14 protein-coding genes are annotated in these 14,259 nt (G+C 37.5%); 8 read left to right on the top strand and 6 right to left on the bottom strand.

The window, feature by feature from the left end:
- Window positions 1-11: 11 nt before the first annotated feature.
- Window positions 12-806 carry a triose-phosphate isomerase gene (gene tpiA, locus I2F23_RS01885; RefSeq protein WP_195770899.1) on the bottom strand — a complete coding sequence of 265 codons (795 nt, stop codon included), beginning with the start codon at window positions 804-806 and terminating at the stop codon, window positions 12-14.
- 271 nt (window positions 807-1,077) lie between these two features.
- On the opposite strand from tpiA, the gene pilB reads away from it, so the two are divergent.
- From pilB to coaE, 4 genes are read left to right on the top strand one after another with little or no spacing between them, the layout of a single operon-like run.
- Window positions 1,078-2,796 carry a type IV-A pilus assembly ATPase PilB gene (pilB, locus tag I2F23_RS01880; RefSeq protein ID WP_195770898.1) on the top strand — a complete coding sequence of 573 codons (1,719 nt, stop codon included), beginning with the start codon at window positions 1,078-1,080 and terminating at the stop codon, window positions 2,794-2,796.
- A gap of 22 nt (window positions 2,797-2,818) precedes the next feature.
- Window positions 2,819-4,042 (top strand): type II secretion system F family protein, encoded by a 1,224-nt coding sequence (locus I2F23_RS01875; RefSeq protein WP_195770897.1) that lies wholly within the window; start codon window positions 2,819-2,821, stop codon window positions 4,040-4,042.
- Window positions 4,042-4,899 (top strand): prepilin peptidase, encoded by an 858-nt coding sequence (locus I2F23_RS01870; protein WP_195770896.1) that lies wholly within the window; start codon window positions 4,042-4,044, stop codon window positions 4,897-4,899. Before I2F23_RS01875 ends, I2F23_RS01870 begins: the two co-directional genes overlap by 1 nt.
- 1 nt (window position 4,900) lies before the next feature.
- Window positions 4,901-5,503: a dephospho-CoA kinase gene (gene coaE, locus I2F23_RS01865; RefSeq protein WP_195770895.1), complete on the top strand. Its 603-nt coding sequence runs from the start codon at window positions 4,901-4,903 to the stop codon at window positions 5,501-5,503.
- Here coaE and rlmB read toward each other — a convergent pair.
- Together rlmB and ppnP are read right to left on the bottom strand one after the other, a co-directional pair.
- Window positions 5,494-6,243 carry a 23S rRNA (guanosine(2251)-2'-O)-methyltransferase RlmB gene (gene rlmB / locus I2F23_RS01860; protein WP_195770894.1) on the bottom strand — a complete coding sequence of 250 codons (750 nt, stop codon included), beginning with the start codon at window positions 6,241-6,243 and terminating at the stop codon, window positions 5,494-5,496. The genes coaE and rlmB overlap by 10 nt on opposite strands.
- A 109-nt stretch (window positions 6,244-6,352) precedes the next feature.
- Entirely contained in the window at window positions 6,353-6,676 is a 324-nt protein-coding gene (gene ppnP, locus I2F23_RS01855; protein ID WP_195770893.1) for a pyrimidine/purine nucleoside phosphorylase, read from the bottom strand.
- Window positions 6,677-7,007: 331 nt separating this feature from the next.
- Here ppnP and recN point away from each other — a divergent pair, with 331 nt between their 5' ends.
- From recN to ruvX, 3 genes are all read left to right on the top strand, one after another.
- Window positions 7,008-8,669 carry a DNA repair protein RecN gene (recN, locus tag I2F23_RS01850; protein WP_195770892.1) on the top strand — a complete coding sequence of 554 codons (1,662 nt, stop codon included), beginning with the start codon at window positions 7,008-7,010 and terminating at the stop codon, window positions 8,667-8,669.
- 93 nt (window positions 8,670-8,762) lie between these two features.
- Window positions 8,763-9,317 (top strand): YqgE/AlgH family protein, encoded by a 555-nt coding sequence (locus I2F23_RS01845; protein WP_195771025.1) that lies wholly within the window; start codon window positions 8,763-8,765, stop codon window positions 9,315-9,317.
- The gene (gene ruvX, locus I2F23_RS01840) at window positions 9,310-9,747 is read left to right on the top strand and encodes a Holliday junction resolvase RuvX (protein WP_195770891.1); all 438 of its coding nucleotides are present in this window, start codon (window positions 9,310-9,312) and stop codon (window positions 9,745-9,747) included. The genes I2F23_RS01845 and ruvX overlap by 8 nt, the downstream gene beginning before the upstream one ends.
- Window positions 9,748-9,777: 30 nt before the next feature.
- On the opposite strand, the gene I2F23_RS01835 is transcribed toward ruvX, so the two are convergent.
- From I2F23_RS01835 to I2F23_RS01825, 3 genes are read right to left on the bottom strand one after another with little or no spacing between them, the layout of a single operon-like run.
- Entirely contained in the window at window positions 9,778-10,779 is a 1,002-nt protein-coding gene (locus tag I2F23_RS01835; RefSeq protein WP_195770890.1) for an HlyD family secretion protein, read from the bottom strand.
- Between the two features lie 22 nt (window positions 10,780-10,801).
- Entirely contained in the window at window positions 10,802-11,008 is a 207-nt protein-coding gene (locus I2F23_RS01830; RefSeq protein ID WP_195770889.1) for a DUF1656 domain-containing protein, read from the bottom strand.
- Window positions 11,005-13,089: an FUSC family protein gene (locus I2F23_RS01825; protein ID WP_195770888.1), complete on the bottom strand. Its 2,085-nt coding sequence runs from the start codon at window positions 13,087-13,089 to the stop codon at window positions 11,005-11,007. Before I2F23_RS01825 ends, I2F23_RS01830 begins: the two co-directional genes overlap by 4 nt.
- Window positions 13,090-13,441: 352 nt before the next feature.
- Here I2F23_RS01825 and I2F23_RS01820 point away from each other — a divergent pair, with 352 nt between their 5' ends.
- Window positions 13,442-14,245: an IclR family transcriptional regulator gene (locus I2F23_RS01820; RefSeq protein ID WP_195770887.1), complete on the top strand. Its 804-nt coding sequence runs from the start codon at window positions 13,442-13,444 to the stop codon at window positions 14,243-14,245.
- Window positions 14,246-14,259 lie beyond the last annotated feature (14 nt).

The raw sequence follows: 14,259 nt of genomic DNA, 5'->3' as shown, positions 1-14,259 counted from the left end.
TTTCCCCTGCCCTATTTTGCTTGAGCAAAAGCTTGTGCAATTTTATAGAATGAATCTGCTTTTAAAGAAGCGCCACCAACGAGTGCACCATTAATATCTGCACATGCAGCAAGCTCTTCAGCATTTTCAGGTTTCACACTACCACCATATAAGATCGCAATCTTATCACCTGAAGACGTCAATTGTTTTAAACCTTCACGAATTTTTGCATGCATCGCTTGAGCATCATCAGCAGAGGCTGTTTTGCCTGTACCAATAGCCCAAATTGGTTCGTAAGCAATAACTATTTGTGATTGCCATTGTGTTTCATTTATAACAGATGCAATATCACAAATTTGCTGTAATACCACTTGTTCAGCGATACCCTGCTCGCGTTGTTCTAAACTTTCACCAACACAAAATACCGCAGTTAATCCTGCTTGAAGCGCATTCGTTAATTTTTTACGCAATACTTCTGTATCGTCACCTAACAATTCACGGCGTTCCGAATGTCCAATAAGTACATAATTAATCTGACTATCTTGAAGTAAAGTCGCACTCACTTCACCTGTAAAAGCACCCGTACCTTCAAAGCGAGAAACATCTTGTGCAACGGCATGTACTTTGCGTGAGTATGATGAAAAATCAGATTGTACTTTAGAAAGTGCAATAAATGTTGGCGCAATCGCAATATGGCATTGTTCTTCTGAAATTGATGCTTGCTGCAAGCATTGACCAAATTGCTCAGTCCACTCCTGAATACTTGATAATGTTGGGTTCATTTTCCAATTCCCAATCACCCAAGGTACAATTGTCGAAGCTGACATACACACACCTTTCTTTGTTTATAAAAAATAGAATGGACTTATTTTACACAGTTTTTAATACTTTGCGTTTTTTTTTGCTTTTTGCTACATTTATTGTGTTTTAAATAAAAGATTTTCAAGTAACCAGCACCTTTTTATTTTTTTGAAGTAAATTGCTTTTAACATACACATTAGTTGTGTACCTTTTTTTATCTTCTCCGTATAATAAAACGGTTAAGATTTAGGCATTTTTTTATTTTACTGAATCATTTTATTTTAGGCATTACTTGTTATGGCACCTTCTTTAGTCACACCTCGGTTAACAGGTTTTGTTCGTCGACTCGTCGATGAAGGGCATTTTTCTGAAGAAAAAATGTTTGATGCTTTAGAAAAAGCAAAAAAAAACCAAGAAGATATTGTGGGGTATCTTGTTGAGAAATTAAATTTTTCTTCATTGATTCTTGCTGAAATAATTTCTAAAGAGTTTGGGGAACCTCTATTAGATCTTGCTACATACGATAAAACATTACTACCAAAAGGCTTAGTAGATACAAAACATATTCTTAAATATCGTATTGTACCACTGTTACAACGTGGTAATAACATTATCATTGCCATTAGCAATCCAACCAATCTTGAAGCGATAGATACGATTCGTCTAAACAGTAACTTACAACCAGAAATTGTAGTTGTAGAACACAATAAATTACTGAGTTTTATTCAAGAAAACTTTGACGAAAACGCACACTTTAATTTTGATGACGATGATCTTGATATCAGTATTGATGAAAACATGGATACTGATGGTGGGAGTGCCGACGATGCTGATCAAGACAATGAAAATGAAGCACCTATTGTAAAATATATCAACAAATTGTTGGTTGATGCAATTCGTATGGGCGCATCAGATTTACACTTCGAGCCTTATGAGAAAAGCTATCGTGTTCGATATCGTGTAGATGGGGTTCTTCGACAAATTGCAACTCCACCGTTACAACTTGCCAATCGTCTTTCAGCACGCTTGAAAGTCATGTCTCAGATGGACATTTCCGAGAAACGTGTACCACAAGATGGACGTATTAAGCTTAAACTCTCTAAAAACAAAGCTATCGATTTTCGTGTGAACTCACTACCAACACTGTTTGGTGAGAAAATTGTATTACGTATTCTAGACCCTTCAAGTGCAATGCTAGGTATTGATGCATTAGGTTATGATGAAGACCAAAAAGCATTATTCTTAGATGCACTTCATCAACCTCAGGGAATGGTACTGATTACAGGTCCGACGGGTTCAGGTAAAACTGTTTCCTTATATACAGGCCTAAATATTTTAAATACTGAAGATTCAAATATTTCAACAGCTGAAGATCCTGTAGAAATTAACTTAGAAGGCATTAACCAAGTTAACGTCAACAATAAAGTTGGACTCAGCTTTGCGACAGCACTTAGATCTTTCTTACGTCAAGATCCAGACATTATCATGGTGGGTGAGATTCGTGACTTAGAAACAGCAGAGATCGCTATTAAAGCAGCTCAAACTGGTCATATGGTACTGTCAACCCTGCATACCAATAGCGCACCAGAAACTCTCACGCGTCTAAGAAATATGGGTGTACCATCCTTCAATATTGCAACTTCTGTCAATTTGGTCATTGCACAACGTCTCGTTCGTAAACTTTGTCCATCGTGCAAGGCACCTATAGATATCCCTAAAAATAGCTTATTAGAAATGGGATTTACTGAACAAGATTTACAAGAAGATTTTACGATTTACCAACCTGTGGGTTGCTCTGAGTGTCGTGAAGGCTACAAAGGTCGTCTAGGTGTTTATGAAGTGATGAAAGTTACACCTGAAATTTCTAGACTAATTATGCAAGACGCAAATGCTATCCAAATAGCAGATGTTTCTGAAAAATTAGGTTTTAATAATTTAAGACGTTCAGGTCTTAAAAAAGTCATTCTTGGCTTAACATCATTACAAGAAGTACATCGCGTCACAAGTAGTACGTAATTTTTTTATTGGGGTTTAGACTGTGGCTAAAAAAGCAGATCAGATATTAAACTTTGCCTATACGGGCGCAGACCGTAAAGGACTTAAAGTTAAAGGGGAAATATCTTCGCGTAATATGGCACTTGCAAAAGTGACTTTACGCAAACAAGGTATTCAAGTTGCAACAATTCGACAAAAAAGAAAGAATATCCTTGAAGGTGTGATTAAAAAGAAAATCTCAACTCAAGATATTACGATTTTTACACGACAATTGGCAACCATGATGAAAGCAGGTGTACCATTAGTACAAAGCTTTGAAATCGTTGCAGGTGGTTTGGACAATCCTGCCATGCGAGATGTGGTATTAGGGATTAAATCTGAGGTTGAAGGCGGGAATACATTTACCCAAGCCCTAAGAAAGTATCCTCAGTATTTTGATAATCTCTTTTGTTCATTGGTTGAGTCTGGAGAACAATCGGGTGCTCTAGAAACCATGCTTGACCGTGTTGCTGTTTATAAAGAAAAAAGTGAAATACTGAAGCAAAAGATTAAAAAGGCAATGAAATATCCTTTAACGGTTATTGTTGTTGCACTTATTGTGACCATTATTTTGATGGTTAAAGTTGTACCAACTTTCCAAAGTATGTTTGCTTCTTTTGGTGCAGAGCTACCCGCCTTTACCCAAATGGTTGTAAACATGTCAAATTGGATGCAATCATATTGGTATATTCTCATTGGCATTATTGTGGTGAGCGTTGTTACCATACTTCAACTTCACAAACGTAGTTTAAAGTTTAGAAACTTCTTAGATAAACTTATTTTAAAACTACCAATTTTTGGTGATCTTGTTTATAAATCAATTATTGCACGTTATAGTCGTACACTTGCAACCACTTTTGCTGCAGGTGTTCCGCTGATTGAAGCACTTGAATCCACAGCACGTGCAACCAATAATGTAATCTACGAAGATGCAGTAATGCGTATACGTGATGACGTTGCTTCAGGTCAGCAACTCCAGTTTTCAATGCGTAATGCAGATCGTTTTCCAAGTATGGCCATACAAATGGTCGCGATTGGTGAAGAGTCTGGTGCATTAGATACTATGCTTGATAAAGTCGCCACATATTACGAAAGTGAAGTAGATAACGCAGTGGATGGCCTCACAGCAATGATGGAACCATTAATTATGGCAATTCTTGGTATCTTAGTTGGTGGACTTGTCGTTGCCATGTATTTACCAATTTTCAAAATGGGCTCCGTCATCTAATGCATGACATCTTAATTTTATTCCTCGAAAATCCAACACTACTTTATGTAGTCGTTGGATTAGTTGGTCTGTGTGTAGGTAGTTTTTTAAATGTTGTTATCTTGCGCACACCAAAAATGATGGAACAAGAGTGGAAAGTAGAGTGTCAATCATTACTACACCCCGATCAACCTATCATTGACCATGAGAAATTGACACTCAACCACCCAGCCTCAACGTGTCCTCAATGTCATATGGGTATACGATGGTTCCATAATATTCCTCTCATTAGTTGGTTAGTTTTAAGAGGAAAATGTGCATCATGCAAACATCCAATTAGCATCAGATACCCTTTTATCGAAGTACTTACCGCGGTTACCTCTATAACAATTGCGATTGTATTTGGTACCTCTGTACAAATGCTATTTGGTCTTGTATTTACATGGATTTTAATTACTTTAACTTTTATAGATTTTGATACTCAGCTACTCCCCGATCGATTTACTTTTTCTTTAATTGGTCTAGGGCTTGCTGCAAATAGTTACAGCATATTCACTACTCCAACAACAGCTATTTGGGGTACTCTCATTGGCTTCTTATGTTTATGGGTTGTTTATATTCTCTATAAACTCATTACAGGCAAGGAAGGCATGGGTTACGGCGACTTTAAACTTCTTGCAGCTTTAGGCGCATGGATGGGGCCAATGATGCTGCCGTTGATTATTTTACTGTCTTCTGTGGTCGGTGTAATTATTGGACTCGTTGTCATTAAAGTCAAAAAGAATCAAGCATTTGCATTTGGGCCTTATATTGCAATCGCAGGTTGGATTGCTTTTATATGGGGATCTAAAATCATGGCAATATATTTAGGTCAATAGTATGTCTTTAGTCATTGGTTTAACTGGCGGAATAGGAAGTGGTAAGAGTACTGCCAGCCAATGGTTTGAGAAAAAAGGCATTGCTGTTGTAGATGCAGATATTGTTGCCCGAGAAATCGTTTTGCCAGGGCAACCTGCTCTAAAAGAAATTAAAGAAACTTTTGGTGAGTGGACTATCCAAAACGATGGCTATCTAAATCGTCAAGCTTTAAGGTCATATATCTTCCAACATGTAAAAGCACGCAAACAACTAGAAGAAATTACCCATCCTAAAATTAGAGCTTCTATCATTGAGCAATTAAATAGCACTCAATCCTCTTATAGCATTCTGGTTTCACCACTACTTTTTGAAACAGAACAACATTTACTCACAGATCGTACACTACTAATTGACTGCACAGAAGCAATTCAAATCTCACGAGCAGTACAAAGAGACCACCAATCTCTTGAACAAATCAAGAAAATTATTGCGGCACAAATGACAAGAATAGAAAAACAAAAACGTGCAGATGATATCGTACTCAATGAAACATCACCTGACGATCTATTTAGTCAACTTTGCCCACTACATGAGAAATATTTAGTACTCGCACATCAGGCTTGAGTACGTTGTTTAGATGCTTCATAAAGCGCCATACCTGTTGCTACACTTACATTCAAGCTTTGTAACTGACCAGACATCGGAATATATGCCGTTACATCGCACTGACTTTGTGTAATTGGTCTAAGCCCCGTATCTTCTGCACCCATCACAATTGCAACAGCACCAGTCAAATTACATTTTTCGAGTGGTTGTGCTTTTTCATCAAGCATTGTTCCAACAACGTGATAATAAAATTCTTCTTTAATATGTGCCAATGTTCTTGCAAGATTAGTTACTTGTATAAACTGAATTTTCTCGGCACCGCCTGCTGCTACTTTTCGTGCAGTTGGCGTTAGACTTGCAGAGCGATCACGTGGAACTATCACTGCTTCAACACCCATCGCCGCAGCTGTACGAATACATGCACCCAAGTTATGCGGATCTGTAATTTGATCTAATGCCAATAATAAACTTTCTGGTTTCTTTGTTAATAATGCATCTAAATCTTTTTCGTTTAAAACAGGATGTGGTCTCACGGCTGCAACTACACCTTGATGATAGGGTAAACCTGCAAGCTTTTCTAAGGTATCACGGCTTGCTTTTTGTACACTCACCCCAAATGGATCAGCCAATGATAAAATGTGTTTTAAACGTTGATCATCACGCCCCTTCAATGTAAATAGTGTCAGTACACGCTCTGGTTCAATTTCCAATAACGACTCTACTGAATGTACACCATAATAATATTCTGGTTTTGCCATGAATTCATAACCCTTAAAACACTAGAAAAAAATAAAATCCTGTTCAGTGAAACAAAACAGGATTTCTAACAGACTGTAGACTATTTTAGCTGATATTAATTAGATTTACCTAACCTTCTAAGTGACAAACATAATCAAGAACTTCTTGTGCTTGTATCTTAAACATGCTCTCTCCTGGCACATAAAATGACTGACCTGCTCTAAAAAGCTCTGCCTCTTCACTTTCCCCCATCCAAACGCGACACTCACCCGAGATGATTTCCATTCGTTCAGGCACATGTGCTTCAAATGTAAGTACTTGATCGCTAGGTAAGATCACACCCAATGTTTTTTTAGTACCATTTTCAAACTGGACTGTATGACTGACACATTGTCCATCGAAATAAACATTAGATTTTTTTACAACAGAAACATGATCAAACTGCGTCGACATGTATATATTCTCCACTTTATTTTACTGAGCCAGAAAAAATGTATGCATTGCGATTACCCAATGTTAACAATATTGGTTTTCTATAAAATGCTATCATTTCGTGCTATATCATTTTTATATTATTTGTATCCACAACCTATTATTATCAGAGGCATGGAAAATATAAGTATAATCATGATATATCAGATGCTATAAATCAACGGTTATCTTTGCTTAAAAGAGTGTTGGTCAATACAAGTTTTATGTATCATCTTTCTTCAAGATGAAATTTTGATGACATGTAATCATCAATCAATCTTAGGATAATACTTCGCACAATTTGGATGCGTTTATGCTCACTCATTTAACACTTATAAACTTTGCCCTTGCAGACCATCTTGCATTGGATATTCCACCAGGTTTTAATGTTTTAACCGGTGAGACTGGCGCAGGAAAATCTCTTCTACTCGATGCACTTTCTGCATGTTTAGGCGAGCGTACCGACAGTAATTTGGTTCGATTTGGATCAGATAAAGCAGATGTGACTGCAATCTTTAGCTATCATGCAAACTCGCCAGAAGCACATTGGTTAAACCAACGTGAATTAACTGACGATTCTGGAGAAATCCATTTACGTCGGGTCATTTTTACGACAGGACGTAGCAAAGCATGGATTAATGGCAGACCTAGCAATCTCACAGAGCTTAGAGAACTCGGCCGCATTATTGTTCAGTTATATAGTCAACATAGTCAACAGCAGCTATTAGAACCACCGTATCCACGCCAATGGTTAGATCGCTACAGCAACTTTAATACCACGGCACAACAAGTTAGACATGCTCATCAAGAGTGGCAAAAAAATATTCGATTACATACTGAAGCCGTCAATGCACAAGCAACAAGAGCTCAACGTATCCAATTATTAGAACTACAACTTGAGGAAATAGAACAAATTTCTCAATATAACTATGTAGAAATTGAACAAGAATTTGACCGTCTCAGTCATCATGAAACAATCATGCAAGATTGTAGTTACAGTTTAAATGTACTGGATGAGGATGAACAAAACATAACGCAAGAACTGGCAAATATTTTAAGAAAACTTGAAACTCATGCTGGTCGTAGTGAACAATTAACAGAAATATATAGCTCGCTATTAAATGCACAAAGTGAGTTAAGCGATGCTACTTCCAACTTACGTCAATTTATTGATCGTCAGAGTTTTGATCCTGAGCGCATGGAACAATTAAATCAGGAGCTTGAAGTTTTTCATCGTCTTTCTCGTAAATATCGTATCCCGCCAGAAGAATTAATACTGCAGAACAATATTTGGCAAAAAGAATTAGAGGAACTACAACAATTAGAAGATCCTGAATCGTTGGCACTACAAGTAAATGAAAGCTATCAAACATTTATAAATACAGCAAACCAATTGGACAAGATGCGTAAAGACGCAGCTAAACCACTGGCAAAGCAATTGACAGAACAAGTAAAGTCTCTTGCATTACCAGAAGCATTATTTGAGTTTAAGTTCGATGCGCTCGAGCACCCTACTGCCGAAGGACTAAGTACAATTCAACTGCTTTTTACAGCAAATAAAGGTATTCCCCCTCAACCACTCGCAAAAATTGCTTCAGGTGGTGAATTGTCACGTATTGCATTGGTCATGCAAGTCATGAATGCCGAAAAAACCGAAGCTGAAATGATTGTTTTTGACGAAATTGATGTAGGTATTAGTGGAGGGACTGCGGAAATTGTGGGCCGCCTACTGTCTGGCTTAGCCAAGCATGTACAAGTTCTATGTATTACACATCAAGCGCAAGTGGCAGCACAGTCTGACCATCATTTACTGGTACAAAAACAACAAACTGACCCCGCCAGTAGTCGCATTTTCCCTCTCACAGAAGAACAGCGCATACAGGAAATTGCACGCATGACTGGCGGTATTGAAATTAATCAAACGACCCTAGAACATGCAAAGCAGTTAAGAGAACTAAAGTTTCAAATGAAATAAATCATATTACTTTGTTTGGAGAATAGGACAAAGTCTTGTATGTTAAAATATAAACTTCGTCCTATAGACCTGATTTTGGGGAGAATACAATCGGTGGCAAAACAATACCTAACTCATCGCTGTTTAATTTCACCTCCTGAAACGACAGATCTCTTTTTCACCAATACACTCATTTATATCGTTCGACATGATAGTGAAGGTGCACAGGGAATTATTATTAATAGGCCGACAGATATTGAAGTAAAAGAGCTACTTCACGATCTAGAAATTAATGCAGACCATGTGAACCCACATGCAGTTTTACAAGGTGGTCCATTGCGTCCTGAAGCAGGGTTTGTTTTACATACAGGACAACCTACATGGCACTCTTCAATTGCCATTAGTGAAAATGTATGTATTACCACAAGTAAAGATATTTTAGATGCGATTGCTCATAATGAGGGCGTTGGTCGCTATCAAATTGCTTTAGGCTATGCCAGTTGGAGTAAAGGACAACTTGAAGAAGAAATTGCACATGGCGACTGGCTCATTTGCGATGCAGATATGGATCTGATTTTTAACCTTCCATACCATGATCGCTGGGATGCAGCGTATAAAAAAATTGGAATTGACCCTAACCGCTTAGTTACAGAGATTGGCCATGCCTGAACAACCTAAAATGATTATGGCTTTTGATTTTGGTACACAGAAAATGGGGATTGCTGTAGGTCAGCAAGCAATAGCTTCAGTAAATCCTCTACCCTTATTCCCAATGAAAGATGGTATTCCACAATGGGACCAATTACTAAAAATTGTTAAAACATGGCAACCAGATATTTTTCTGGTTGGACTACCTTTAAATATGGATGACACTGAGTCAGATTTATCTCTTCGCGCTCGCAAATTCGCACGTCGCTTACGTCATCAAACAAACATTGAAACATGGATGGTAGATGAACGTTTGACTACCCGAGAAGCAAGAGAAGATTTAGCTCACTATCAACAACAAGGTCGTGGCAAATCAATTGCTGCTGACAGTCTTGCTGCATCTCTTTTTATTGAGAGTTGGTATCATACGCCATACGGTGTAAAACCATAAAAAATGCTCGGAATCCCGAGCATCTCAACGTTAAGAACCCACTATCCTTACAGTCGCAGTACGACCGGCCATAAAAGCCATCTGATTTACAGGGTCTTCATCAAGTACAATTTTAACAGGAACACGTTGTGCCAACCTAACCCATGTAAATGTCGGATTCACATTTGCCAGTAAAGATGAACTGGTTGCACGCTCACGATCATCAATGCCTGATGCAATTCCTTGAACATGCCCTTTTAATCGATGATTATCACCCATTAGCTCAATGGTTGCTTTATCTCCAATATGAATGCGATTAAGCTTAGTTTCTTCAAAATATCCCACAACATACAATTGTTTTCTATCTACCATTGCGGCCACTGCTTGGCCTGTTTTCACATAATCACCTACACGCATACTAAAATTTGTTAGCGTACCATCTGCTGGTGCAAGAACTTCTGAGCGTTGTAAATTTAACTGTGCAAGATTTAAGTTACTTTGTGCAACTTCAATTAATGCATGCTGTTGCTTAATGTTTGCTTCTGCCTGTTCAATACCTGCTTGCAATTGCTGATGTTCGGCATGTGCTTGATCACGTGTAGCAATCACTTGATCTTGATCTTTTTTAGAAATAGCCCCTTCCATAAGATCTGCATAACGTGCGGCATTACGATCTGCTAAACGCGTGTCCACACCCGATTTAATTAAATTTGCTTTTGCTTGTGCGAGACTGGCCTCACCCTGAGCAAGACCTGCTTTCGCTTTAGCTAAGTCAGATTTTGCTTGCTCTACATCAAGTAGTTGTCTGGCTGTATCAATTTTAAATAGAACTTGTCCTTTCTTAACGCTTTCATTGTCTTGCACAAGTACTTCTGTAACCAATCCAGAAACATCTGAGGAAACTTGCATGACATCACCTCGTACACGACCATCACGTGTCCAAGGTTCTGCATTATAGTAGTCCCATAAGTGCAACACCGTAAAAACAGCGATCACAACCATCACAATAATAACAATGGGTCGGACAACTTTTCGTACATCAAAAGAACTCATTTTTTTAACCTTAATTTATGAATTACACAATAAAGTAGACAAATATTTGATGAATAACCAAAAGACATACCAGATAAAGACAAAGGTTAAATACACCAGAAAATGCAATCCAGCCATTTTGTATTTGTCGATCAGTCACCTTTCTCACACAGACAAATAGAAGATAGGCTAAAATCGCTTGGATAAGAAAACTAGGGACAAACACCCCATAAATGTCAAAATCGCTCATGCTATCGCTCCGCCAACATGAATATGATTGGATGCATCTGCATGTAAAATACTGCTTCGAATATTATTCAAACTACTTTTTAATCTCTGTTTTAATTGAAGCTCTTGATTCTGATTAACCAAACTCTCCACATCTTGTAACTGTGTCATCAGTTTTTGCTGAGTTTCATGACTCAGACTCAGCTTCTCTTCAAGCTCTCTAAATGTGTCATCTAGTATTTGCTGTAGTTCACCTAAAGCATGATGTAGTTGAGGTGCCAATTTATTTGAACTGGCCAATTCATCTAATCGCGCAAACTCTACAACAGCACTTGTTTCAATGAGTGCAGCATTCATTGCCATTTTTAATTGATCAGATTGAACCATTTTTGTATTTAAGACACCTATCCGATCCATCATACTGCGCAAATGAATTCTAAACTTCGTACCATATGGCAGATAAAGTGCCTCACGCATGGCTTTATAATGTCTAGTAAGAATTCGACTGGCTGTTTTTTCTGGAGACATTGCACGAATAAAATAGATTGAAATCAAAGCGCACAATACGCCTAAAATCATTCCAAACGACCCTTCTAAAAATGCAACTGCATCCATTGCATAACGGTTTTGTAAATTCATTGCCATCACACTTGTCACACCCAAAACTAACCCTAAAGCCATTAGACTTGGTGTAGGAATAAGCAAAGCACAAACAATAAGTGTTGGGGCTAACACAACTGCCAATTCCCAAAACTCGGTAATATTTGGAAAAATTCCAAATGCATAAATAAATACAATTACAGATGAGACCACACTTCCCCACAAAAAGATTTTTAGTGCAGGTATTGGATTATCTATTGCCGTTAAAATACATGCACATACTGCTGCCATCTGTGCCAGCATATAGCCTGCCTTCCATCCACTCAGTATCCATATAGATATACCCAGTAATGTACTTAAAGCAGCGGCTAACCCACCACGAATAGCTACGCCGTGGTCCCGATGTAAACTCGGATATTTGGTTGTTAAAGGAATAATATTTTCTGGAAATTTCTTTCGACCTTGCTGAATCTGTTGCCAAATGAATTTCACAATGCGTACATTTTGAATATAGTGACGGACATCCATTTTGAAGCTGTATAAGATCGTTTCTTGCTCAGGCGACATATTCAGCATCAGCTTGTCAAACTTCTCCTCAAAATCTGCTGGAAGTGCCAGCAAATTGTTTTCATTACATTGATCTTTAGTACGTAAGAAACTCAGAACAGACTCATCAATTTGATTGAGTGTGTGTGTAAAGTCATTATCATGGAGGTCTAATTGCTTGAGTCTTTCAGACATTGAAACTAAATTTGCCACAGCCATTGAGAGCTGATGAAGCATTTCTTGTAAAGGTTTAGTCATCCCTTTAAGTTGTGATTTTTCATACCATAAATGGACAGCCATAGTATGAATTTCACTCATATCTCGTGTGACTGTTGCCAATGCCTGCGTATAATTTTGTTTTTCAATCTCATTTTTTAAGATATGAGAAAATAGCTCTTCAATACTCACTAAATTTTTATTTACACGCTGTTGAATAACAGGACCTATATGCATAGGAAAAATAACTGCAGAAACGACAGCAGTACAAATTACAGCAATTCCTATCTCTAGAAATCGTGCAAGAGCAATGTCAAAAATATTATGAGTATCAATATTATTAATTGAATTAAACACAATCATGGCCACGGTATAGCCTGAGAGCATGAGCATATAGCTTCGTGGTGTACGATCTAAAAGCGATATATACAGACAAAAGCCCACCCAGCCTGCAATAATTATTGAAAATAGCCAAGGCGTATTAATTAAACCTGGCATTAAAATAATAGCAATAACTGCCCCAATTGCCGTCCCAGCCAAGCGATACAGTGCCTTAGAAGACACCATGCCAGAAAAGGGATTAGATACAATAATAACTGTACCAATTGACCACATCGGATTGAGTAAATCGAGATCAAATGAAATATATAACGCAAGCATGGCTGCAATGTAGGTTTTAATTGCAAAAATTAAATCGAGCTTACTTGGACGAAATGCCAAAAGTTGTTTAATTAATTGCATACCTTACCTCTATAGCGCGCATTCTTTAAATCTCTATCTATTTTCCATAGTGAATTTTACCTAAGGCATAAATGCGCTAAGTACCCAACTGACAAATGTGTAAATTTAATCGTATAGAAGGTCGTATAAAGTGGTTTTTATACACCTTATTTATTCAGGCAACAGTATATTGCACTGTCTTGATTCGATATTTATGCTGACAATTTTTCCAAAAAAAAACACAATAGTCAATTAAAATATCTTATTATGATAATATACAACTTTTACTATCTTGGAGAATTGAGAATTTTATGTTAAAAGCATTTTCTTTAGGGTTGAAATATCATTTTTTATTTTAGGAATAGCACGTATTATGGCTATTACAAGTTTTGGGAAAATCTTAACTGTACTGGATCTTTTTTCAGTATCTCGCCATGTCATTAATGTAGATATTATTAGTGAGGAGCTTGGCCTATCTCGTCCAACAAGCTATCGCTACTTAAAGGAGCTTGTTTCTGCAGATTTATTACAGCGCCTGAGTGGAACATCGGGTGATTACACCCTTGGGCCAAAAATTGCAGTCCTTGATTATGTTTCTCGTACAACAGATCCACTTGTACAAATCAGTATTCCTTTTATGAAAGAAATTGCTGAACGGACTGAGTTAAACTGTCTACTAACATTTCTAAATCATGACTATTGTATCGATTTACATGGTGAATCATTTAAAGGCAATATGGTCTTATCCTATGGTCGTGGAAGCCCAAGACCTGCTTATGTAGGCTCATCTCCTAAGATTATTATTTCCCATTTAAATAAACAGGGACTTCAGTCTTTCTACGAACGACATACTAAAGAACTGTCGAATGTAGATTTTGCAAAAGATGAAGCAACTTTCTTACAGCGTCTAAAGAAAATTAAAAAACAAGGCTATTATTTTTCTCAAGGTGAAATTCACCCAGACTATTCAGGCCTTGCTGTCCCTGTACGCTACTCTACTAAACTGGCTCCTGTTGCACTCACCATTGTAGGTTCTAAAAATCGATTTGAATTTGTAAATATTCAGAAACTGATTTCAATGCTACAAGAAAATGCGGCAGAAATTGAAAAGAAGTACCAATACCTTGTTGCACAAGTAGAGTCTGAACATCAGACGCATACAGTTGAAAAGATTTAAATAAACTACTATGG

It is taken from the genome of Acinetobacter pollinis, from assembly GCF_015627175.1.
Lineage (GTDB): Bacteria > Pseudomonadota > Gammaproteobacteria > Pseudomonadales > Moraxellaceae > Acinetobacter > Acinetobacter pollinis.
Note: the sequence above shows the minus strand (reverse complement) of the source record. Positions and strands in the feature narration are given on the sequence as shown.

Coding starts and splice junctions, on each gene's coding strand:
- tpiA (WP_195770899.1), bottom strand. CDS start 806: ATGTCAGCTTCGACAATTGTACCTTGGGTGATTGGGAATTGGAAAATG.
- pilB (WP_195770898.1), top strand. CDS start 1,078: ATGGCACCTTCTTTAGTCACACCTCGGTTAACAGGTTTTGTTCGTCGA.
- I2F23_RS01870 (WP_195770896.1), top strand. CDS start 4,042: ATGCATGACATCTTAATTTTATTCCTCGAAAATCCAACACTACTTTAT.
- coaE (WP_195770895.1), top strand. CDS start 4,901: ATGTCTTTAGTCATTGGTTTAACTGGCGGAATAGGAAGTGGTAAGAGT.
- rlmB (WP_195770894.1), bottom strand. CDS start 6,243: ATGGCAAAACCAGAATATTATTATGGTGTACATTCAGTAGAGTCGTTA.
- ppnP (WP_195770893.1), bottom strand. CDS start 6,676: ATGTCGACGCAGTTTGATCATGTTTCTGTTGTAAAAAAATCTAATGTT.
- recN (WP_195770892.1), top strand. CDS start 7,008: ATGCTCACTCATTTAACACTTATAAACTTTGCCCTTGCAGACCATCTT.
- ruvX (WP_195770891.1), top strand. CDS start 9,310: ATGCCTGAACAACCTAAAATGATTATGGCTTTTGATTTTGGTACACAG.
- I2F23_RS01835 (WP_195770890.1), bottom strand. CDS start 10,779: ATGAGTTCTTTTGATGTACGAAAAGTTGTCCGACCCATTGTTATTATT.
- I2F23_RS01830 (WP_195770889.1), bottom strand. CDS start 11,008: ATGAGCGATTTTGACATTTATGGGGTGTTTGTCCCTAGTTTTCTTATC.
- I2F23_RS01825 (WP_195770888.1), bottom strand. CDS start 13,089: ATGCAATTAATTAAACAACTTTTGGCATTTCGTCCAAGTAAGCTCGAT.
- I2F23_RS01820 (WP_195770887.1), top strand. CDS start 13,442: ATGGCTATTACAAGTTTTGGGAAAATCTTAACTGTACTGGATCTTTTT.